This is a genomic window from Kitasatospora sp. UYEF31, assembly GCF_057291755.1.
The window spans coordinates 1-20,402 of sequence record NZ_JBXAWK010000013.1 but is presented as its reverse complement, the minus strand read 5'-3'; the positions used below and the strand labels follow the sequence as shown (position 1 = coordinate 20,402).

Sequence of the window (20,402 nt, the reverse complement as noted above, 5' to 3'; positions counted from 1 at the left end):
CGGCGATGAATAAGCAGCACCGACGACACCGCCGGTCCGACCCACGCCCGCCAGGCTACCCGCGTCCGTCCGCGAAGGTCAGGGGTCCCCTGGCGACAACCTGCCAACACCAGTGAGGCATTGCTTACACGGCACGCTCCGTGCACCTTATGAGGACAGCACGTGTCCGGCGGCAATACGGAAACTGGGGAGGCCTGATGTCCACGAAGGTCCTGATGCTCACCGGTGACGCGGCGGAGTCGATGGAGGTCCTCTACCCGTACCAGCGGCTGCGGGAGGAGGGCTACGACGTCCACATCGCCGCGCCCGCCCGCAAGAAACTGCAGTTCGTCGTGCACGACTTCACCGACGGTTTCGACACCTACACCGAGAAGCCCGGCTACACCTGGCCGGCCGACCTCGCGTTCGGGGAAGTACGGCCGGAAAACTACGTCGCGCTGGTCGTCCCCGGCGGCCGGGCACCGGAGTACATCCGCAACAACCCGGTGGTGCAGCGCATCGTGCGGCACTTCTTCGAAGCCGACAAGCCGGTCGCCCAGGTGTGCCACGGGCCCCTGCTCGCGGCTGCGGCCGGGGTGCTCGAAGGGCGCCGTACGGCCGCCTATCCGGCGATCGCGGCGGACATCCGGGCCGCCGGGGGCACTTTTGTGGACTCCGAGGCCGTGGTGGACGGAGTCCTGGTGTCGGCCAGGTCCTGGGTGGACCACTCGGGGTGGATGCGCGAGTTCCTGACCGTCCTGCGGAGCAAGGCACCGGCGACCTGACGCACCGCGGAGGGCTCCACAGGCCGGGGCCCTCCAATGTTTTCAAGCCCTCGTACGGAGGGCTTGGGAAAAGCCCGGGACACCAGTGGTGTCCTCAGCGCAGTGCGAGCTCCACAGCCGCTTCGAGGGAGTCCACAACCGGCACGCCGGCCTTCTCCAGACCCGCACGGGACTGCGAGCCGCCGGTCCACAGGACGGCGCGGGCGCCCACCGACTCCGCGGCGAACGCGTCGTCGCTGACATCGCCGATCACGACCACCGACGCCGGGTCGACACCCAGGTTGAGGACGTGCCGGGCCAGGTGCTCGCTCTTCGCCCCGCCGGACGGACCGAGCCGGCCCTGGACCCGGACGAAGTGCTGGTGGATGTCGAAACCGCGCACCAGCGGTTCGAGCTTGTCATGGTCGTACATCGACAGGAGCGACTGCGCGCCGCCCTCGGCCACATGCGCGGCGAGCAGGTCGGCCGCGCCCGCGGTGAGCCCGCAGTCGGCCATGTGCTCGTGGTAGTGCCGGTGGAAGACCTCGTCCATCACCAGCCACTCGGCCGGGGTCAGCCGGCGGCCCAGGAGCGCGTGGTAGAAGTCCGGAATGGGCATCCGGTACAGCGACCGGTAGGTCTCCACGGTGATCCGCGGCATGCCCAGCTCGTCGAAGGTGAGGTTGGTCGCCGCCATCACCGCGTCTATGTCGTGGAAGAGCGTGCCGTTCCAGTCCCAGACGATGTGCGTGTCGCGTGTGCTGCTCATCCGCCAGATTATCCACCGGCCGCCCGGGCGTCAGCCGACCAGGTGGGCGATCTCCTGGGTCGCGAACCACAGCAGCTCCCGCTCGTCCACGGTGTCCTCCGCGGCCTCGTCCCCGGCCAGTGCGGCGCGGACGTCGTCCTGTGCCTCGACGGCGTCCACCTGCACACTGTCGATCTTCTTACGGGGCACGTCCGCGGTCACCCGCACCGCGCCGTAGCCACCGGCCGGGACCGGCTCGACCACCGTGTCCGGCATCTCCACGACGATGACGACCCGGCGCGGGACCGGGGTGTCCTCCCCGGCGAGCAGTTGGAGGGACTCCCGCGCGGCCTCGGACAGCGCGACGTACTCCAGTTCCTCGGGGTCCTCGGAGCCGGCCCACTCCTGCAGGCCTGCCGTCACGGCGTAGCCGGTGGCCGGGCCGAGCTTGCCGTCACGCTGCACGGCGGCCAGCGCGGTCAGCGTCGACGGGATGTACACACGCATGGGGGCTCCAAGATCAGTACGGGGGTCCTGATGAGGTTACCGGGGAGTCCGCGAAGTCGCTGAAGAGCGGGCTGACGACCCGGCGGACCGTTCAGTGCCTACGCCCCGCGCGCCGCCGCGGCGAACCGCCCCCGCAGGCCCTCCGCCCCGGTCCGCACCGCCAGGTCGAGCACGTCCAGCCGCCGGGTGGCGTCCATGATGTTGGTGCCCATCACCGCCAGGTCCTCCGGGCCAGGGGCCATGAGTACGGTGCGGATCCCCGCGTCGCGCAGCGTCTTCGCCTCCCGCAGCATCCGGCGGGTGACCATGCGCCGGTAGCCGCGCTCCATCCGGCCCCACACCCCGCGTGCGCGGTCCGGCATCCTGGCGGCCATCGGGGCCAGGATGTACACCTCGTCAAGCCCCCGGTCGAGCAGGACGTCGGCGTTGGTCGCCGACCACGCGCCACCGTCCACGTACCGGTGCCCGTCGATCTCCACCGGCGCGAACCAGCCGGGGATCGCGCACGAGGCCATCACCGCGTCGGACAGCGGGCTGTGCGGGGCGTCTGCATCGCCGAAGACCGTCCGGCGGCCGGTGTCGTAATCCACAGCCGTCACCCTGACACCCGGGTTCGGCGACCAGTCGGTGTCCGCCGGGGTCAGCTGCCGTACGGCGTCCCCCACCGCGTTCAGCGACCCCCGCCCGAGCGGCGCCAGACCCGACAGGACGGTCAGTGCCGGCCTGGACCGCGGACTGCGGACCCCCTCGCGCAGCAACCGGCCCGATCCCGGGACCAGCCGGGGCCGCTGCGGCAGCGCGCCGCCCACCGCCGCGTCATAGTCGAACAGGTAGTCGATCAACGGGCTGTCCGGGCCCACCGTGCCGCGCTGGTGGTCGGCCAGGTCACAGGCACCCGCACCGGCCCCGAGCAGCGCGGCGAGGAACGACCCGGCTGAGGTGCCCAGGACAACGTCGGCCGTACGGGGATCCCAGCCGGAGACCTCCTCAAGCGCGCACAGCGCGCCGATGGTCCAGGCCGCACCCAGCTGCCCGCCGCCACCCAGGACCAGCCCGCGGCGCGGTGGCGCGCTCCTGAGCGGAGCGCTGTCCACCGGGACAAGGGGCGTGATGTCCATTCAGCGACCTCCGATGCGCACACAATCGACTCCCCGGCTGATGCCCGGTGCAGCGACCGCGCACGCGAGGAGTGCTCCGCGGGAAAAACATCCCGCCGAAGAAAAACAACCCACTGCGGAAAACGACCCACTGTGGAAAACGACCAGGGGCCGCACCGCGTTCCCGCGGTACGGCCCCTGGTCGGACTTGCCTCTTCTGCCTGCTTCTTACTTTTTCGGGCTACTTCTTGCGACGTGCCCGCTGCGCGCGACGGCGCTCGGCCCGGGTGTCGCCCTCGGCCTCCGCGTCGTCGCCGTCCTCCTCGAACGAGTCGGAGCGGACGACGCCGCCCTCTTCGTCGACCGACGGCGCGCTGTACGAAAGGTGCGCCGGACGCTGCGGGGTGTCGTCCAGACCCTTGGCGTGGATCTGCGGCAGGGCCTGGGCCTTGTCCATGGAGATGGTCGGCGTCTGGGGGACCTGCTCGATCTGGACCTCGATGTTGAAGAGGTAACCGACCGACTCCTCCTTGATGCCGTCCATCATCGCGTTGAACATGTCGAAGCCCTCGCGCTGGTACTCCACCAGCGGGTCACGCTGCGCCATGGCCCGCAGGCCGATGCCCTCCTGCAGGTAGTCCATCTCGTACAGGTGCTCACGCCACTTGCGGTCGAGCACCGACAGGATCACGCGGCGCTCCAGCTCACGCATGACCTCAGCGCCGAGCTTGTCCTCGCGCTCCTTGTACGCCGAGTTGGCGTCCTCCTGGAAGGCGTCGATGAGGAACTCGGTGGTCAGACCCGCGCCCTCCTCGGCCTCCTCTTCGAGCTCCTCGACGGTGACGCCCACCGGGTAGAGCTGCTTCAGGTTGGACCACAGCCGGTCGAGGTCCCACTCCTCGGCGAAACCGTCGGTCTCACCGTGGACGTACGCCGTGATGGTGTCGTCGATGAAGTGGCCGATCTGCTCGTGCAGATCCTCACCCGCGAGCACCCGGCGGCGCTCACCGTAGATGACCTCACGCTGCCGGTTCATCACCTCGTCGTACTTCAGGACGTTCTTGCGGATCTCGAAGTTCTGCTGCTCGACCTGCGACTGCGCCGACTTGATGGCGTTGGACACCATCTTCGACTCGATCGGCACATCCTCGGGGACGTTCGCCATGGTGAGCACACGCTCGACGATGTTCGCCTTGAACAGGCGCATCAGGTCGTCGCCCAGCGACAGGTAGAACCGGGACTCGCCCGGGTCGCCCTGGCGGCCCGAACGACCGCGCAGCTGGTTGTCGATCCGGCGGGACTCGTGCCGCTCGGTGCCCAGGACGTACAGCCCGCCGAGGTCGGTGACCTCGTCGTGCTCGGCCTTGACCGCGGCCTTGGCCGCCGCAAGTGCGTCCGGGAGTGCTGCCGTGTAGTCCTCCGGGGCCTCGACCGGGTCCAGGCCCCGCTGCGCGAGCGCCGCGGCGGCCAGGTGGTCGGGGTTGCCGCCGAGCATGATGTCGGTGCCGCGGCCGGCCATGTTGGTGGCCACCGTGACCGCGCCCCGGCGGCCGGCCTGCGCGACGATCTGCGCTTCCCGGTCGTGGTGTTTGGCATTCAGCACCTCGTGCGGCACGCCGCGCTTGCGCAGCTGCTGCGAGAGGTACTCCGACTTCTGCACGGAGGTCGTGCCGACGAGGACCGGCTGGCCCTTCTCGTGCTTCTCGGCGATGTCCTCGACGACCGCGTCGAACTTCGCGTCCTCGGTCTTGTACACGAGGTCGGACTGGTCGATGCGCTGCATGTTCCGGTGTGTCGGGATCATCACGACGCCGAGCTTGTACGTCTGGTCGAACTCGGCGGCCTCCGTCATGGCCGTACCGGTCATGCCGCTGAGCTTGTCGTACAGCCGGAAGAAGTTCTGCAGGGTGATCGTGGCGAGGGTCTGGTTCTCGTCCTTGATCTCAACCCCCTCCTTCGCCTCGATGGCCTGGTGCATGCCCTCGTTGTAGCGGCGCCCGGCCAGCACACGGCCGGTGTGCTCGTCGACGATGAGCACCTCGCCGTCGACGACGACGTACTCCTTGTCGTTCTTGTACAGCTCCTTGGCCTTGATGGCGTTGTTCAGGTAGCCGACCAGCGGAGTGTTGACCGCCTCGTACAGGTTGTCGATGCCGAGGTAGTCCTCGACCTTCTGCACACCCGGCTCGAGGATGCCGATGGTGCGCTTCTTCTCGTCGACCTCGTAGTCACCGTCGTGCTCCGGGTTCGGGTCGGTGCTCTTGACCGTGGACCGCTTGAGCTTGGTGACCATCTTGGCGAAGTCGGCGTACCACTTGGTCGCCTGGTCCGCCGGGCCGGAGATGATCAGCGGCGTACGGGCCTCGTCGATGAGGATCGAGTCGACCTCGTCGACCACCGCGAAGTGGTGGCCGCGCTGCACCAGCTCGTCCTGCGACCACGCCATGTTGTCGCGCAGGTAGTCGAAGCCGAACTCATTGTTGGTGCCGTAGGTGATGTCGCACAGGTACGACTTACGGCGCTCGTGCGGCGGCTGGTTCGCCAGGATCGTGCCGACGGTGAGGCCGAGGAAACTGTGCACCCGGCCCATCCACTCGGCGTCACGTTCGGCGAGGTAGTCGTTCACCGTGACGACGTGCACACCCTTGCCCGTGAGGGCGTTGAGGTAGGCCGGCAGCACGCAGGTCAGGGTCTTGCCCTCACCGGTGCGCATTTCGGCGATGTTCCCCATGTGCAGGGCGGCACCACCCATGACCTGGACGCGGTAGTGACGCTGTCCGAGGACGCGCTTGGATGCTTCGCGGGCGGTGGCGAAAGCCTCCGCCAGCATGTCGTCGAGGGTCTCCCCGTCGGCGTAACGCTGCTTCAACTCATCGGTCTGGGCGCGCAGCTCGGCGTCCGAGAGGGCGGCGAAGTCCTCTTCGATGGAGTCGACCTGATCCGCGATGCGGTTCAGCTTCTTGAGGATCTTGCCCTCGCCGGCGCGCAGGACCTTGTCGAAGATGGACACGCTGGATGAGCTCCTTGCCGTACGGCGCCCGCCCGGCTTGTGCGCATGGCGGCACGGCGGGGCCCGTCCCGCCGCACCGGCCATCGTATGCCAGTGGGGGTCCCGACTGACAGTTCCCGTTGGGCAGACTGTGTATCTGACCTGTGCGACTGGCGGATCGGGCTACTGGATTTCGAGGATCTTCTCCCGCATCGCGTACACCACGGCCTCCATCCGGGAGTGCAGCTGGAGCTTCTCCAGGATGTTGCGGACGTGGTTCTTGACCGTGTTCTCGCTGATGAACAGCTGTTTGGCGATCTCACGATTGTTCTTGCCGGTGGCCACCAGGCGCAGCACCTGGATCTCCCGGTCGGTCAGTCGCGGGGCCGGGAGCAGCCGTCGTTCGTCGTCCCGGGTCGCCATCGACTTGAACTCGGTGAGCAGTTTCGCCGCCATCGACGGGTTGATCTGCGACTGTCCGTCGGCGACCGCGCGGATCGCGTCGGCCACCTCGTCGGTCGATATCTCCTTGAGCAGGTAGCCGGTGGCCCCCGCTTTGATCGCCTCGTAGAGGTCGGCCTCTTCGTCGCTGACCGTCAGCATGATGATGCGGGCGCTGGGCGCGACCGCTTTGAGCGCGGTGCACGCCTCGATCCCGCCGCGTCCCGGCATGCGGACGTCCATCAGCACGATGTCCGGCAGCAGTTCCTGCGCGGCCTCGACCGCGGCGGCGCCGTCCCCGGCCTCGCCGACGACTTCGATGTCCGGCTCGCCGGCCAGGACGATCTCCAGCCCCCGGCGGAACAGCTCGTGGTCGTCGACGACGAGCACGCGGATGGGCTCGTCCTGCGAGACGGAGTTTTCACCCACCGTGTTGCCCCCTTGGTCGGCACGATCCGTATCCACGTCATGATCCCACGTAGTCGGCCGGTTTCCAGACCCTGACGCACAATCAGCTCGATTGCGGGACAAGAGGATTCAGTTGTGAACCGGTTGGGAGTCTGAGCCGGGCGGAGACATCGGGACAAGGTAGCGCCGCCGGACACATCGTGTCCGGCGCCGCTCCCCGCACCGTTTTAGAGCGCCCCCCCGGCCTCGTCACCGGCTTCGAGGTGGATCACTCCGTAATCGTAGCCGTGCCGCCGGTACACGACGCTGGGCAGCGCGCTCTCCTTGTCGATGAAGAGGTAGAAGTCGTGTCCCACCAGCTCCATCTCGTACAGCGCCTGGTCGAGAGTCATCGGGTGGCCGGCGTGCGTCTTCTCACGCACCACCAGCGGGCCGTCCCCGTCGACTTCGATCGGGCCCTCCATGTGGATCCGGGGCTCTTCGGCCTCATCCGCGGCGGGCGCCCCGGAGTCGAGCCCGTTCAGGGACGCGGTCGCGGTGGCCACAGACATGGGATTGCGGTGTCCGTGGTGCACCCGGCGCCGGTCGGCAGCCTTGCGCAACTGAGCCTCCAACTTGCCGGTGGCGATGTCGAGGGCGGCGTACAGATCGCTCGCGGAGGCTTCCGCCCGGACGATCGGGCCACGGCTGTTCAGCGTGATCTCCACGCGGTCGGCCTTGTCGGCCAGCCGCGGGTTGCGCTCCTTGGAGATCTCGACATCGACGCTGATCACCTTGGCGTCGAGCTTGCGGATCTTGTCGAGTTTCTCCGCACTGTGCTTGCGGAACCGCTCCGGCACCTCGGTCTTGCGGCCCTTGACGACGATGTCCACGCAGTTCTCCATCCGTTGCGCCCTGCCGGAAGGGGATGTCGCTCACTTCCGGCCGACCTGTTGCGACGACCCCGGGTCCACTGATGTCGCGTACATCCGGGGTTCCAGCTTCGGTGGCCTGTGCCTTTCCCGCGATTCCGGCGTACATGCCGGTTGCGGGCGGCTGCCCTTCGTACGGGCGAAAACCATCGGTTACGACCGGGGCCTTATCCGTAGGAAAGGGACACGGTTCACCGGGGGAAAGCGGCTGTGCCCAGAGAGATCAGCACTGGGAGATCAACACTCGTCGGTCAGCACTCGTTGGTCAGCACTGGGGGCAGCCCTATTCGCGGGTGCGCCGGCGCGCTGCCCGGCTCGAAGGAGCCGGGCAGCGCGAAACGTTTGTGACGCTCGAAGGAAAAGTCAGTCATGAAAGCTGCCTCCTTCCGGCAGACCCCGCCGCGCAACGCCGTTCCGTTGCGGCCACCACCGCTGCTGCGCTTACGCGCCCGTCAGCGGCCTGGACGGCACGGGCCGCCTCCGCCAACGTGGCCCCGGTAGTGACGAGGTCGTCGACGATCACCAGCGTAGTCCCCTCGCACAAGGGTGCCAACCTGCGTGGAACGCGCAATGCCTGGCGTAGGTTGGCGGACCGCTGCACAACGGTCAGGCCCGACTGGTCGGCGACCGCGCGGACGTGCCGCAGGACCGGCAGGACCGTGGCCTCCACTCCGGCCCGGCGCAGCTGTGCGGCGGCGGACCGCGCCAGGTCCGCGGTGGCGTCGCGGCCCCTCGCCCGGACCGCCGCCCGGGTGGACGGCACGGGGACGAGCCCGATGGAACCCGGGGTGGGCGCGCCCGCCCGCACAGCTCGGGCCAGGGCGGCCCCCAGCGGCCCCGTGGGTGCCCGTGCGCCACGCTCCTTGTGGGCGATGAGCAGTGCCCGGACGACGTCGGCGTACGGGGTCACCGCGTACACCGGCGGCAGCCCGGCGGGCGACGGGGAAGGACGTGTTTCGTATGCGGGCCCGTCGACCACGGTCCGGCACAGCGCGCACAGCGGACCGCCGCCCGCGGCGCAGCCTAGACAGTCGGCCGGGAGCACCAGATCGGCCCAGGTCCCGACGATGTTCCGCAGCCAATTCCCCATGCCGTCCACGATGGACGAACACACCGGCGGTCCGCGGGGGTTCGCCGGTTTCCACCCGTACCGGACGCTGATCGGTTATATACACCGGGCACCGTGTTACGTGACCCGGCAGTTCATCCCGTCATCCCGGATAGACCGTCATCCCGTCATCCCGGATAGACCGGGAACCCGCCCTCCTTGTAGACCACCGTCCAGCTGTTCCCCTGCGCCAACCGGTAGATCTGCCGGTCGGCGGAGTCCGCGAGCAGCGGCTGGTCCGTGCCGTCGGGTGCGGCCAGGTGCAGCATCCCGTTGACGGGTGCCGCCGCCACCGCGTGCCCGCCGTCGATGTCGACCAGCTGCGGCTGGACCGCCCCCTGCTGTTCGCGGCCGAGGACCGCGAGGCGGGAAGAACCGTTCCAGGAAACGGACTTCACCTCGATCAGGGACGGCATGACCGGGCGCAGGTCCTTGATGACCACCAGCGCCTTGCCCTGTTCGATCCTCCGTTCGATACGGCCGATCAGCACAGTGCCGTCCGCGGTGCCCCGGGACAGGACGAGCGCGGCCCGGGTGCCGTCCGGGGAGATGCGCAGCGCCTGGACCTTCCGGCCGTCCTGGCCGTCCACAGTCACTGGGATCTGCTGAGTGTCGGCGTACATCGCCACTCTGGAATCGCCGCCGGTCCCGTCCACCAGCCACAGCGCGCCCCGGCCGTCCCAGCTGGGGCTGGTCAGTGCGCCCGGTGTGGGGCTCTTGGCCCATTCGACGGGTTCCTGGCGTCCGGCGGTGTCGCCGACGAGGATCCGCTGGCCGTTCTCAGCCACCGCGGCGATCTGCTGCCGGTCGCGGCTCACCGCGAGCGCCGCGAACTTGAACGTGCCGTCGCCGAACCTGCCGGGGACAGGGAAGGGGGTGCCGGTGGCCGGGAGCACCTGGGCGCGGCCGTCGCGGGACAGGAAGTAGCCGGTCGGCGGGGTGGAGGTGTCGACCGGGTCGTAGCGCTTGGCCTCGATCCGCGCGGAGCTGCACAGCGTGCCGCCCTTGCGGGTGGCCAGCTGCACCTGGTCCACGGCGGCCGTCTGGGCCAGTGCGTACAACATCTGCGCGGCCATCCGCTCGCAGCGCTCGCCGGAAGCCTGCCGGGCCGGGTCGCTGAGGAGGATCCGGGCGATGCCGTCGTCGTCCACCGTCACGGGCTTTCCGGCCAGGGTGGTGCCGGCCGGGAACTCCGACGCGGCCACCGGCGCCAGCCACGGGGTCGGCCCGGCGAGCTGCCGCTCGGCCAGGGCCGTACTGAGCCCCACCCGGCTGCGCAGGTACAGCGGGTCGGGGACGAGCAGGTGTTTGGCCTCGTCGTCGGGCCGGGCGAACCAGTAGGTGTTGACCGGTTTGTAAATACGCTGGAAGTCGGCCTGGGACAGCAGCAGCCCGTCCGGCAGGTCGTCGATCCGCCATTGTTCGTCGGGGCCGCGGCGCAGTGTGAAGCCGACCTTCGCGCTCTGGTCCTGGGTCGCGGTCGGCTGGTAGGCGTGCTGTTCGTCGACCTTGCCGATCAGGCGCCCGGTGGCGTCGATGTGGACGGTTCCGCCGTCCGGCGGCACGATGGTCTGCTGTTCGAACGCGGGGCCGGTCTCCAGGACGGTGAGGCGGCCGTCCGGCTTCCACCGGGCCTGGGCCTGCGCGGTCAGGTACTTGCGCGCCGTCGTGTAGTCCGGCTCGTCGCTGGTGATCGCTTCGAGGAAGCCCTTGACCAGTCCTTCGGGGCCTTCGCCGGGCTGCGGAGGCACGGCGAACACCCGGACCTGCCGGTCGGTGTCCCGGCCCACGGCGTCGCCGGCCGAGACCTGTTCGACGGTGCCGCGGTCGGGCATCGAGGCGCAGGCCGTGGCGGTGAGGAGGCAGCCGACCAGCAGGATTCCCGTATGACGTCCCATCACAGCAGCCCTCCGTCCGTACGGTCGCCTTTTCCGCCCGCCGGGGGCAGTGACGTGGTGCGCGGCAGGTCGGCCGGGCCCGTACTGCCTTCCGCCGTGCCCACCGCGTGGCCCGCCACGCCGTTCGCCCGGCCGTTGCCGCTCCTGGGCACCGGCCGGACCGGGCGCGGTGCGCGCCGGTAGGGCGATCCGGTCAGTTCCAGGCCGCGGTTGGCCCGGGAGTCGTCCGGTTCGAGCGGGATCGGCGAGCGTACGAGTTCGCCCCCGACGTTCCGGGGCAGGGTGAGCCGGAACTGCGAGCCGCCGCCCGGTTCGCCCCAGGCCTGCAGCCAGCCGCCGTGCAGGTGTGCGTCCTCCAGGGCGATCGACAGGCCAAGCCCTGTGCCGCCGAGGGTGCGGGCGCGGGCCGGGTCGGCGCGCCAGAAGCGGTTGAAGACCAGTGAGGACTCCCCCGGCTTGAGGCCCACGCCGTAGTCACGGACGGCCACCGCCACCGCGGAGCCGTTGGTGCCGAGGCGGACGACGACGTCGCGGCCCTCGCCGTGTTCGACGGCGTTGATGATGAGGTTGCGCAGGATGCGGTCGAGCCGGCGCGGGTCGACTTCCGCGATGACCGGCAGCTCGGGCTGGTCGATGACGACCCGTCCGCCCTTGCGTTCGGCCAGCGGTTCAGCGGCTTCGACGACCCGGCGCACGAGGTCCCGCAAGTCGACCGGTTCGGCGTCGAGCACAGCCGCGCCCGCGTCGAACCTGCTGATCTCCAGGAGGTCGGTGAGCAGTGACTCGAACCGGTCCAGCTGGGTCTGCAAAAGCTCGGCGGACCGGACGGTGGACGGGTCTGTGAAACCGTCCCGTGCCTCGTGCAGCACGTCGGCGGCCATCCGTACGGTCGTCAGCGGGGTGCGCAGTTCGTGTGACACGTCGGAGACGAAACGCCGCTGGACCCGGGACAGCTCCTCAAGCTGCCGGATTTTGTTCTGCAGGTTGTTCGCCATCTTGTTGAAGGAGGAGCCGAGCCGGGCCAGGTCGTCCTGGCCGACCACCCTCATCCGTTCCTCGAGCTTGCCGGCGGCGAGCCGCTCGGCGATCCGCGCCGCCATCCGCACCGGGGTGACGACCTGACGGGTGACCACCGCCGCGATCGCGACGAGGAGGAGTACGAGGAACACCCCTGCGGTGGCCAGCGTGTTGCGGACGAGCGAAAGCGTCTTCTCCTCCGGGGCGAACGGGAAGAAGTAGTAGAGCTGGTAGGCGTCTCCGTGCGGGTCGCGCAACTGCGCGCCGATCACCAGACCGGGTTCGCCGGTGTGCCGTCCGGGATTGTCCCCGGCCGCGACGTCCCGCTGGATCCGGGTGTACTGGAGGGCCATCCCGCCGTGCTTGGCGGTCAGGTCGTCACGCAGCCCGGACGGCACGCTCAGCTCGATCCGCACGTCACCCGAAGACCGCGGTGAGCGCCCGGCCCCCGGCGTGGTGCCGCCGGGGTCCGGGCTGAGCACACCCACGTCGTACACGCCCCGGCCGCCGCTGGACAGTTGGAGGACCAGAGCGTTGAGCCAGTCGCCGGCGTGGAACTGCTCCCCGGCCGGCGCGGCCGGCGCGGGCACCGCGTTGGCCGCACGCCGGTCCCCCGTGGCGATCTTGTCAGCCTGTTCGCGGGCAGCCTGGAACCCGCCCAGTGCCTGCGACTTGGACGAGGTGACCTTCGCCTCGAGCAGGCCGTTGCGGACCTGCCCGACGACGATGATGCCGAGCAGCACCATGACGGCGACCGACAGCACGAGGGTCGTGGCGACCACCCGCAGCTGGATCGACCGCTGCCAGACCGCGAGCACGCGGCGAACCGCGCGCTGGGCCCTGCGTACGGTCAACGTCCAGGCTGATGGCATGACTGTCAGGCAGGACCTGCCTTGTAGCCGACACCGCGCACAGTCACCACGATCTCGGGACGCTCGGGATCGGCTTCGATCTTCGAACGCAGCCGCTGCACGTGCACATTGACCAGACGGGTATCGGCGGCGTGCCGGTAGCCCCACACCTGTTCGAGCAACACCTCGCGGGTGAACACCTGCCACGGCTTGCGGGCCAGGGCCACCAACAGGTCGAACTCAAGCGGGGTGAGCGCGATACCGCGCCCGTCCCGCTTGACCGAGTGCCCCGCCACGTCGATGACGAGGTCACCGATGGCCAACTGCTCGGGGGTGGGTTCTTCGGCGCGGCGCAACCGCGCACGGACCCTGGCGACCAGCTCCTTGGGTTTGAACGGCTTGATGACGTAGTCGTCGGCCCCGGACTCCAGGCCGACCACAACGTCAACGGTGTCGCTCTTGGCTGTGAGCATGACGATAGGAACACCGGACTCGGCGCGGATCTGCCGGCAGACGTCGATGCCATCCCTTCCGGGAAGCATCAAGTCGAGGAGCACCAGGTCCGGTTTTACTTCCCGGAAAACCTGGAGCGCCTTGTCACCGTCCGCGACGAACGAAGGCTCAAAACCTTCGCCGCGCAGGACAATGCCGAGCATCTCCGACAGTGCAGTGTCATCGTCGACGATGAGGACGCGTCCCTTCATGGCCTCATCTTTGCATTACCGAATCGTGACCTGCACTCACCCGGGCGATTGCGGCGGTGTCCACCGGCGACAAAACACCTTTTTCCGTCACAATCGCACTGATGAGCGAGGGCGGGGTCACGTCGAAGGCAGGGTTGTACGCCGGACTCCCGGCCGGGGCCAGCCGCCTTCCGGCCAGCTCGACCACTTCCCCAGGGTCCCGCTGCTCGACGGTGATCGACGCGCCGTCCGGCGTCCCCGGGTCGATCGTCGTCACCGGAGCGGCCACCACGAACGGCACTCCGTGGTGCCGGGCCAGGACCGCGAGCGGATACGTACCGACCTTGTTGGCCGTACTCCCGTCCGCCGCGATCCGGTCGGCTCCCACGATCACCAGGTCCACCAGACCCGCCGCGAACAGCGAACCCGCGGCGTTGTCCGCCAGGACGGCGTAAGGCATCCCGGCCCGCCGCGCCTCGTACGCGGTCAGCCGCGCCCCCTGGAGCAACGGCCGCGTCTCGTCCACCCACAACTGCTTGAGCCGCCCCGCGCGGTGCGCGGCCAGGACGACGGCCAGCGCCGTGCCCTCGCCCCCCGACACCAGACGGCCGGTGTTGCAGTGGGTGAGGATCCGCGCGTTCTCGGGGACAAGTCCCAGGCCGTACGCGGCCATGGCCGCACTCGCGGCGGCGTCCTCGGCGTGCAGCCGCCGGGCCGCGGCCAGCGCCGCCGGCGCTCCGCCGGCCCGCCACGCGGACAGCGCCCGGTCCACGCCCAGGGCCAGGTTGACCGCCGTCGGCCGGGCGGTGGCCAGCGCCCGCGCCGCCGCCGGGACGTCCTCACCGCGGAACGCGGCCAGGGCCACGCCGTACGCGCCGACCAGGCCGAGCAGCGGCGCGCCGCGTACGACCAGGCGCACGATCGCGTCCACCACCTCAGGGGTCCGGACGCACACCACTTCGGCTTCGACAGTGGGCAGCGCGGTCTGGTCGAGCAGCCCGAGCGCGGGCCCCGCGTCCAGCCAGCGCAGTGGGACGAGGTGCGGGGAGTCGTTCGGTATCGGTTCCACGTCCCACAGTCTGGGGCACGCGCCGCGCGGGCACTTGTGGGGGCGCTGGAGGCCCGGCCCTATTGCCGTCCCCTAGATCACCCGAACGGTCGGTGACCATGCCAGGATTGTCCCCACAGGACTGGAACACCAAGGAGTTAAGAAGACATGACGGAATCCCCGGGCTGGGCATCGCCGGACGCGCCTGGGCCGGACGATCCGAGCCGGCCACCGCAGAGCCCCCAGGAGCCAGTCCAGCAGCCGACGCGGGAACCCGCCCCAGGCGCGGCGCCCGCACAGCCACCGAACCTGAACAAGGCCCCGGAGCAGACTCCCGGGCAGCCCGCCCCGCCCGCCCCCGCCGGCTGGTCGCCGCAACAGCCCCCGCCGGCCCCCGGCTGGGGCCAGCAGTGGCAGGCCCCGGGAGCCGGGCAGCAGCCAGGCGGGGCCCCCGCCTGGGGCCCCCCGGGCGGCTGGGGCGGCCCGTACCGCCAGGCGGCCAAACCCGGCGTCATCCCCCTGCGCCCGCTGGGCGTCGGGGAGATCCTCGACGGCGCGTTCAGCGCGCTGCGCAGCCACTGGCGGGTGATGGTCGGCCTCTCCGTCGTGGTCGCCCTGCTCATCCAGCTGATCCAGGTCCCGGCGCTCTGGCTGGCCTATCAGCAGATGGACCCCGTCGATCTCGGGGACAACCCCACCGGTGACCAGCTCCGTGACTTCGCCTCCAACGCCCTCGGCGCAGTGGCCGTCCCCGCCGTACTCGGCGCGCTCGCCCAACTGGTGGTGACCGGCATGCTCACCCTTGTGATGGGCCGGGCCGTCCTCGGCAAGGACATGTCAGTCGGCGAGGCGTGGAAGGCCGCCCGGCCGCTGCTGTTCCGGCTGCTGGGCGTCACCCTGCTCAGCTGGTTGCTGGTCATCCTCGCGCTGGTCGTGTGCCTGGTGCCGGGCATCATCCTGGCTGTGGCCGGCGGCGGTGACGGCGCCGGCGCGCTGGCCGTCATCGGCGGGCTCGTCGGCGTGGTCGCGATGGTCTACCTGTACATCGCGTTCAGCCTGGCCGCGCCGGCGTTGATGCTGGAGAAGCAGACGGTCGTCAAGGCGCTCAAGCGTTCGCACAAGTTGGTGCGCGGCAGCTGGTGGCGGATCTTCGGCATCCTGACGCTCGTCACGATCATCATGGCTGTGGTGTCCAACATCGTGCAGGTCCCGTTCTCACTGCTGTCCGGCGGCTTCGACGCCTTCAGCACCGACACCAGCACCCTGGACACCCCGTCCCTGTGGGAGCTCGTGGTGCTGGCGATCGGTACGGTGATCGCGTCCGGCCTGGTCTACCCGTTCACCGCCGGCGCCAGCGTGCTGCTGTACGTCGACCAGCGGATGCGCCGGGAGGCACTCGACCTCGAACTGGCCCGCGCAGCGGGTCTGGTGGCCGACGAAAGCCCCGTGCCTGGAGCCGGTCCTGGCCTGAACCCGCCACTGCGTTGATCCGGACGCTGTATTGATCCAGCCCGAGTCCTGACCGAGTCCTGACCAAGTTCTGACCGACTGAAGCACTGACCCGACAGAGCAGATTGGGAAGCCATGCCGCCGCCTGCCGCGCTGCTCGCCGCGCTTACCGCCGCAACACCGCCGCCGTCACCGGCGCCGGTCGGCCGGGACGCGGCGCGGCAGGCGGCGGAGCGTGAGTTGTCCCGCCCCGAGTATCACCAGGACGATCCGAACTTCCTGGTCAAGGCCATCACTTGGTTCCTGGACAAGCTCGGCGGGCTGCTCGCCGACGCGGCTTCGAACACCCCGGGCGGGCCCGTCGGCCTGATCGTCATCGTCATCCTGGTGATCGCGGGGATCATCGCCGTACGGCTTCGTCTCGGCCCGTTGAAGAACGCCCGGAACCGTACGTCCGTCGGACTGTTCGGCCCCGACGGGCCCGGTCACCCGGCGGCCGGCCACCGGGCCGCCGCCGACAAGGCCGCGGCCCGCGGCGACTGGGACACTGCGGTGGCCGAACGGCTGCGCGCGATCGTCCGCTCCCTTGAGGAACGCGTCATCATCGACGAACGCCCCGGTCGCACCGCCGACGAAGCCACCGCGGAGGCCGGGCGCCGACTCCCAGACCTGGCCGGGCGGTTCCGTGAGGCCGCAAGGATTTTCGACGACGTACGGTATGGCGGCCGGGCCGCCACGAGTGCGATGGACGCCGCTCTGCGTGAGCTGGACGGCCTCGCAGCCAAGGCCAGGCCCGCACACCGGGTGGAAGCCGCGGCAGCCGGTTTCGGGGTGCCGCAGTGACAAAGCCTGTGGTGAAACCTGTAGTGAAACCGGCAGTGACAGCCCCCGCGCCGAGCACGTCCACCACCCCCGACGCCGCCCGCATCTTCCGTGCCGTACGCGGCCCGCTGATCATCCTGCTGCTCACGGTGCTGACCGCTCTCGGCATCACCCTCCTGCGCGGCGACCGCCACACCGGCGAGCTCGACCCTCGTGCCGCCTCCAAGCAAGGGTCCAAGGCAGTCGCCCAGTTGCTGCGGGCACAGGGGAAGAGCGTCACGTACACCGACACCCTCGACGCGACGATCCCCCGGTTGACCGCCGACAGCACCCTCGTACTCCCGTTCCCCGATCTGTTGTCCGAAGAACAGTTGACCGATCTGGCCGCGGCCGGCCGGGGCAGGACCGTCCTGGTCGCCCCCGGCAGGCGGGCCCTGTCGACGCTCGCCCCCGGGGTGCGGCTCAGTTCGGACACCTACAGCGAAGCCACGCTCGCCCCGGACTGCGCCCTGCCCGCAGCGACCGCCGCGGGCAACGCCGACCTCGGCGGCCGACGCTACGAGGGACCGCCGGGATCGACCGGCTGCTACGTCCCCGACTGGCACCCCACGCTGGTCGTCACGGGCGACACCGTCGTGGTGGGCACCGGCACGTTCCTGACCAACGACAGGCTGGCCGAGCACGGGAACGCCGCACTCTCCCTGTCACTGCTCGGCACCCGGCATAACGTCGTCTGGTACGTACCGGCTGACGGCGGGACCGTCCCGAACGGCGACAAGACGATCCTCGAACTCGTGCCGGACGGCTGGAAGTTCGGTGCCGTCCAGCTCGCCGCGGCCGTTGCGCTGCTCGCCCTGTGGCGGGCCCGGCGGCTCGGCCCGGTGGTCACCGAACCGCTGCCCGTGGTCGTCCGCGCGACCGAGACGGTGGAGGGCCGGGCCCGGCTCTACCACCGGGGCAGGGCCCGCGACCGGGCATCCGAACTGCTGCGCGCCGGGTCCAGGGACCGGCTAGCCGCCCGCCTCGGCACGGTCGCGCTCCATCATGATCCAACAGGGCCGGACGCCGCCCTGGTCACCGCTGTGGCGACACGCACCGGACGTCCTCAGGCACAGGTGTCCGCACTGTTGTACGGTGCGGTGCCGGGCAGCGACGCCGATCTCGTCCGACTGGCCGATGATCTGGACACTCTGGAGAACGAGGTGCACAGCGGGTGACCGGTTTCGGTACGGGCGAGCAGTACGGCAGCACCCCGCCCACGGTGGACGGTTCCGTGCGCGCACGCGCCGCCATGGAAGCCCTCCGTGGCGAGGTCGGCAAGGCCGTCGTCGGCCAGGACTCCGCCGTCACCGGCCTGGTGATCGCCCTCCTGTGCCGCGGACACGTGCTCCTGGAGGGTGTCCCCGGTGTCGCCAAGACCCTTCTCGTACGCACCCTTTCGCACGCCCTGGACCTCAAGTCCACCCGCGTCCAGTTCACCCCCGACCTCATGCCCGGCGACGTGACCGGTTCGATGGTCTACGACGCCCGCACCGCGGAATTCACCTTCCGCGAAGGCCCCGTCTTCACCAACCTGCTGCTCGCCGACGAGATCAACCGGACGCCCCCGAAGACCCAGGCATCACTGCTTGAGGCCATGGAGGAGCGGCAGGTCTCCATCGACGGCACCCCGCGCCCGCTGCCCGACCCGTTCATGGTCGCCGCGACGCAGAATCCGGTCGAGTACGAAGGCACATACCCGCTGCCCGAAGCCCAGTTGGACCGTTTCCTGCTGAAGCTGACGGTCCCGCTCCCCGGCCGGGACGACGAGATCTCCGTACTACGCCGGCACGCCGAAGGCTTCGACCCGCGCGACCTGACGGCGGCCGGAGTGCGCCCCGTAGCCACCGCCGACGACCTCGCCCAGGCCCGGAAAGCCGTCGCCTCCCTGCGCATTGACGCAGACATCATGGCCTACGTGGTCGACGTCGTACGGGCGACCCGGACGTCCCCGTCACTCTCCTTGGGTGTGTCGCCCCGAGGCGCGACCGCGCTGCTGAACACTGCCCGCGCGTGGGCCTGGCTGGCCGGGCGCGACTATGTGACCCCCGACGACGTGAAGGCGCTGGCCAAGCCCACCCTGCGGCACCGCGTCCAGTTGCGGCCCGAAGCCGAGATGGAGGGCGTCACACCCGACGCCGTTATCGACAGCGTCCTCGCCCACGTTCCCGTGCCGCGCTGATCGACGGCACATGTCGCTGACCGGACGCACCGCCCTGATCGCCGCCCTCGGCGTGCTCGTCGTGGGCCTTCTGCTGCCGTCCTGGGCGGGAGTAGCCCTGGTCGAGGGCGCGTTGCTGCTCGCCGTGGTGGTGGACCTGCTGCTCGCCGGGTCGGTGAAAAGACTTGCGTTCGTACGGTCCGGTGACAACACAGTCCGTCTCGGCGAGTCCGCAAGCGTTTCGTTGACAGTCGCCAACCCCACCGGCCGCCGAGTGCGCGGAATGCTCCGCGACGGCTGGCCGCCCAGCGCGGGTGCCGCTGTCCAGCGTTATGCCCTGGACATCCCCTCGGGTGAACGCCGCCGGGTCTCAACCGTGCTGCTCCCGACCCGCCGCGGCGACCGCCCAGCCCACCGGGTGACCGTCCGGTCGGTCGGCCCCCTGGGCCTGGCGGCCCGTCAGGGTTCACATGACATTCCATGGGCCGTACGGGTCCTCCCGGAGTTCCCCAGCCGCAGACTGATCCCCTCCAAGCTGGATCGCCTGCGTCAACTCGACGGCAGGTCAGCCCTGTTGACGCGGGGTCAGGGAACCGAATTCGACTCGCTGCGCGAATACGTGCCCGGCGACGACATCCGCTCGATCGACTGGCGGGCCACCGCCCGAAGCCAGAACGTCGTCATCCGTACGTGGCGCCCCGAACGCGACCGGCACATCCTTGTGGTCCTGGACACCGGCCGCACGGCAGCCGGCCGGATCGGCGACGCACCGCGCCTCGACGCCGCCATGGACGCGGCACTGCTGCTGACCGCCATCGCGGCGAAGGCCGGCGACCGGGTCGACTTCCTGGCCTACGACCGCCGCGTCCGCGCGGAGGTCCGCGGTGGCACGCGCACGACCGTGCTGGCCAACTTCATCCAGGCCATGGCCCCCCTCGAGGCCGAACTGGTCGAATCCGACGCAGCCGGCATGGCCGCGACAGTGCTCAGCCGCACCTCCCGCCGCTCGCTTGTCGTGCTGCTGACAGGCCTCGACCCCGAGCCGGTGCGCGAGGGACTGCTGCCAGTGCTCGCGCAGCTCACCAAACGCCACGAAGTCGTGGTGGCGGCCGTCGCCGACCCCGCAGTCGTGGAGATGACCCGCAGGCGCGGAACGGTCGAGGACGTGTACGCGGCAGCTGCCGCCAGCCAGGAACTCGCCGGCCGCCACGCCACCGCCGAGGAACTACGCCGCCGCGGGGTCACTGCCCTGGACGCCGCTCCCGGCGAACTGGCTTCCGCACTGACGGACACGTACCTGGCACTGAAGCTTGCTGGCCGCCTGTAAGCCTGCACCCAGGGTGCGTATATCGGTCTGCGCGTTTGCCTTGTTCCCATTACTTACCGGAAACGCAAAAGGCCCCCGTCCATAAGGACGGGGGCCTTTCACTCAAGATAATTCCGGCGGCGACCTACTCTCCCACACCCCTTCGAGTGCAGTAC

Annotated in this window: 17 protein-coding genes; 6 read left to right on the top strand and 11 right to left on the bottom strand. The window is 69.9% G+C overall.

The annotated features are described in order from the left end of the window. Positions 1-197 precede the first annotated feature (197 nt). Positions 198-764 (top strand): DJ-1/PfpI family protein, encoded by a 567-nt coding sequence (locus AC0Z36_RS08935; RefSeq protein ID WP_485462198.1) that lies wholly within the window; start codon positions 198-200, stop codon positions 762-764. 94 nt (positions 765-858) lie between these two features. Here the strand turns inward: AC0Z36_RS08935 and AC0Z36_RS08930 are convergent, their stop codons facing one another. The 11 genes from AC0Z36_RS08930 to mtnA all read right to left on the bottom strand — a co-directional run bounded on the left by AC0Z36_RS08930 (position 859) and on the right by mtnA (position 14,470). Beyond that, on the bottom strand, positions 859-1,512 hold the full coding sequence (locus tag AC0Z36_RS08930) for an HAD family hydrolase (protein WP_485462197.1): 654 nt from the start codon (positions 1,510-1,512) through the stop codon (positions 859-861). A 30-nt stretch (positions 1,513-1,542) separates the two neighbouring features. Then, entirely contained in the window at positions 1,543-1,998 is a 456-nt protein-coding gene (locus tag AC0Z36_RS08925; RefSeq protein WP_485462196.1) for a DUF6912 family protein, read from the bottom strand. Between the two features lie 98 nt (positions 1,999-2,096). Beyond that, the gene (locus AC0Z36_RS08920) at positions 2,097-3,116 is read right to left on the bottom strand and encodes a patatin-like phospholipase family protein (RefSeq protein ID WP_485462195.1); all 1,020 of its coding nucleotides are present in this window, start codon (positions 3,114-3,116) and stop codon (positions 2,097-2,099) included. 220 nt (positions 3,117-3,336) lie between these two features. Continuing rightward, positions 3,337-6,105 carry a preprotein translocase subunit SecA gene (gene secA / locus AC0Z36_RS08915; protein ID WP_485462194.1) on the bottom strand — a complete coding sequence of 923 codons (2,769 nt, stop codon included), beginning with the start codon at positions 6,103-6,105 and terminating at the stop codon, positions 3,337-3,339. Positions 6,106-6,267: 162 nt separating this feature from the next. Then, positions 6,268-6,954, bottom strand: a complete 687-nt coding sequence (locus AC0Z36_RS08910) for a response regulator (RefSeq protein WP_485462193.1) — start codon at positions 6,952-6,954, stop codon at positions 6,268-6,270. Positions 6,955-7,160: 206 nt separating this feature from the next. Next, entirely contained in the window at positions 7,161-7,805 is a 645-nt protein-coding gene (gene hpf / locus AC0Z36_RS08905) for a ribosome hibernation-promoting factor, HPF/YfiA family (RefSeq protein ID WP_485462192.1), read from the bottom strand. Positions 7,806-8,211: 406 nt separating this feature from the next. After that, positions 8,212-8,934: a ComF family protein gene (locus AC0Z36_RS08900; RefSeq protein WP_485462191.1), complete on the bottom strand. Its 723-nt coding sequence runs from the start codon at positions 8,932-8,934 to the stop codon at positions 8,212-8,214. Between the two features lie 146 nt (positions 8,935-9,080). After that, positions 9,081-10,850, bottom strand: a complete 1,770-nt coding sequence (locus AC0Z36_RS08895) for an LpqB family beta-propeller domain-containing protein (protein ID WP_485462190.1) — start codon at positions 10,848-10,850, stop codon at positions 9,081-9,083. Beyond that, complete coding sequence (gene mtrB / locus AC0Z36_RS08890) at positions 10,850-12,739, bottom strand: MtrAB system histidine kinase MtrB (protein WP_485462189.1); 1,890 nt, start codon at positions 12,737-12,739, stop codon at positions 10,850-10,852. The genes AC0Z36_RS08895 and mtrB overlap by 1 nt, the downstream gene beginning before the upstream one ends. A gap of 5 nt (positions 12,740-12,744) precedes the next feature. Then, positions 12,745-13,422 (bottom strand): MtrAB system response regulator MtrA, encoded by a 678-nt coding sequence (gene mtrA, locus AC0Z36_RS08885; protein WP_485462188.1) that lies wholly within the window; start codon positions 13,420-13,422, stop codon positions 12,745-12,747. A 4-nt stretch (positions 13,423-13,426) separates the two neighbouring features. Next, on the bottom strand, positions 13,427-14,470 hold the full coding sequence (gene mtnA / locus AC0Z36_RS08880; RefSeq protein ID WP_485462187.1) for an S-methyl-5-thioribose-1-phosphate isomerase: 1,044 nt from the start codon (positions 14,468-14,470) through the stop codon (positions 13,427-13,429). Between the two features lie 147 nt (positions 14,471-14,617). On the opposite strand from mtnA, the gene AC0Z36_RS08875 reads away from it, so the two are divergent. From AC0Z36_RS08875 to AC0Z36_RS08855, 5 genes are all read left to right on the top strand, one after another. After that, entirely contained in the window at positions 14,618-15,937 is a 1,320-nt protein-coding gene (locus AC0Z36_RS08875) for a DUF7847 domain-containing protein (protein ID WP_485462186.1), read from the top strand. Between the two features lie 96 nt (positions 15,938-16,033). Further along, entirely contained in the window at positions 16,034-16,741 is a 708-nt protein-coding gene (locus AC0Z36_RS08870) for a DUF4129 domain-containing protein (RefSeq protein ID WP_485462185.1), read from the top strand. 35 nt (positions 16,742-16,776) lie between these two features. Further along, positions 16,777-17,937, top strand: a complete 1,161-nt coding sequence (locus AC0Z36_RS08865) for a DUF4350 domain-containing protein (RefSeq protein WP_485462184.1) — start codon at positions 16,777-16,779, stop codon at positions 17,935-17,937. A gap of 74 nt (positions 17,938-18,011) precedes the next feature. Then, complete coding sequence (locus AC0Z36_RS08860) at positions 18,012-18,941, top strand: AAA family ATPase (protein ID WP_485462290.1); 930 nt, start codon at positions 18,012-18,014, stop codon at positions 18,939-18,941. A gap of 10 nt (positions 18,942-18,951) precedes the next feature. Then, complete coding sequence (locus AC0Z36_RS08855; RefSeq protein WP_485462183.1) at positions 18,952-20,247, top strand: DUF58 domain-containing protein; 1,296 nt, start codon at positions 18,952-18,954, stop codon at positions 20,245-20,247. Positions 20,248-20,402 lie beyond the last annotated feature (155 nt).

What these genes read in the sequence shown, in the direction of transcription:
- AC0Z36_RS08920 (WP_485462195.1), bottom strand. Translation starts at nt 3,116, where the DNA reads ATGGACATCACGCCCCTTGTCCCGGTGGACAGCGCTCCGCTCAGGAGC.
- AC0Z36_RS08870 (WP_485462185.1), top strand. Translation starts at nt 16,034, where the DNA reads ATGCCGCCGCCTGCCGCGCTGCTCGCCGCGCTTACCGCCGCAACACCG.
- mtrA (WP_485462188.1), bottom strand. Translation starts at nt 13,422, where the DNA reads ATGAAGGGACGCGTCCTCATCGTCGACGATGACACTGCACTGTCGGAG.
- mtrB (WP_485462189.1), bottom strand. Translation starts at nt 12,739, where the DNA reads ATGCCATCAGCCTGGACGTTGACCGTACGCAGGGCCCAGCGCGCGGTT.
- AC0Z36_RS08895 (WP_485462190.1), bottom strand. Translation starts at nt 10,850, where the DNA reads ATGGGACGTCATACGGGAATCCTGCTGGTCGGCTGCCTCCTCACCGCC.
- AC0Z36_RS08930 (WP_485462197.1), bottom strand. Translation starts at nt 1,512, where the DNA reads ATGAGCAGCACACGCGACACGCACATCGTCTGGGACTGGAACGGCACG.
- AC0Z36_RS08935 (WP_485462198.1), top strand. Translation starts at nt 198, where the DNA reads ATGTCCACGAAGGTCCTGATGCTCACCGGTGACGCGGCGGAGTCGATG.
- AC0Z36_RS08925 (WP_485462196.1), bottom strand. Translation starts at nt 1,998, where the DNA reads ATGCGTGTGTACATCCCGTCGACGCTGACCGCGCTGGCCGCCGTGCAG.
- AC0Z36_RS08875 (WP_485462186.1), top strand. Translation starts at nt 14,618, where the DNA reads ATGACGGAATCCCCGGGCTGGGCATCGCCGGACGCGCCTGGGCCGGAC.
- AC0Z36_RS08860 (WP_485462290.1), top strand. Translation starts at nt 18,012, where the DNA reads ATGGAAGCCCTCCGTGGCGAGGTCGGCAAGGCCGTCGTCGGCCAGGAC.
- AC0Z36_RS08900 (WP_485462191.1), bottom strand. Translation starts at nt 8,934, where the DNA reads ATGGGGAATTGGCTGCGGAACATCGTCGGGACCTGGGCCGATCTGGTG.
- AC0Z36_RS08855 (WP_485462183.1), top strand. Translation starts at nt 18,952, where the DNA reads ATGTCGCTGACCGGACGCACCGCCCTGATCGCCGCCCTCGGCGTGCTC.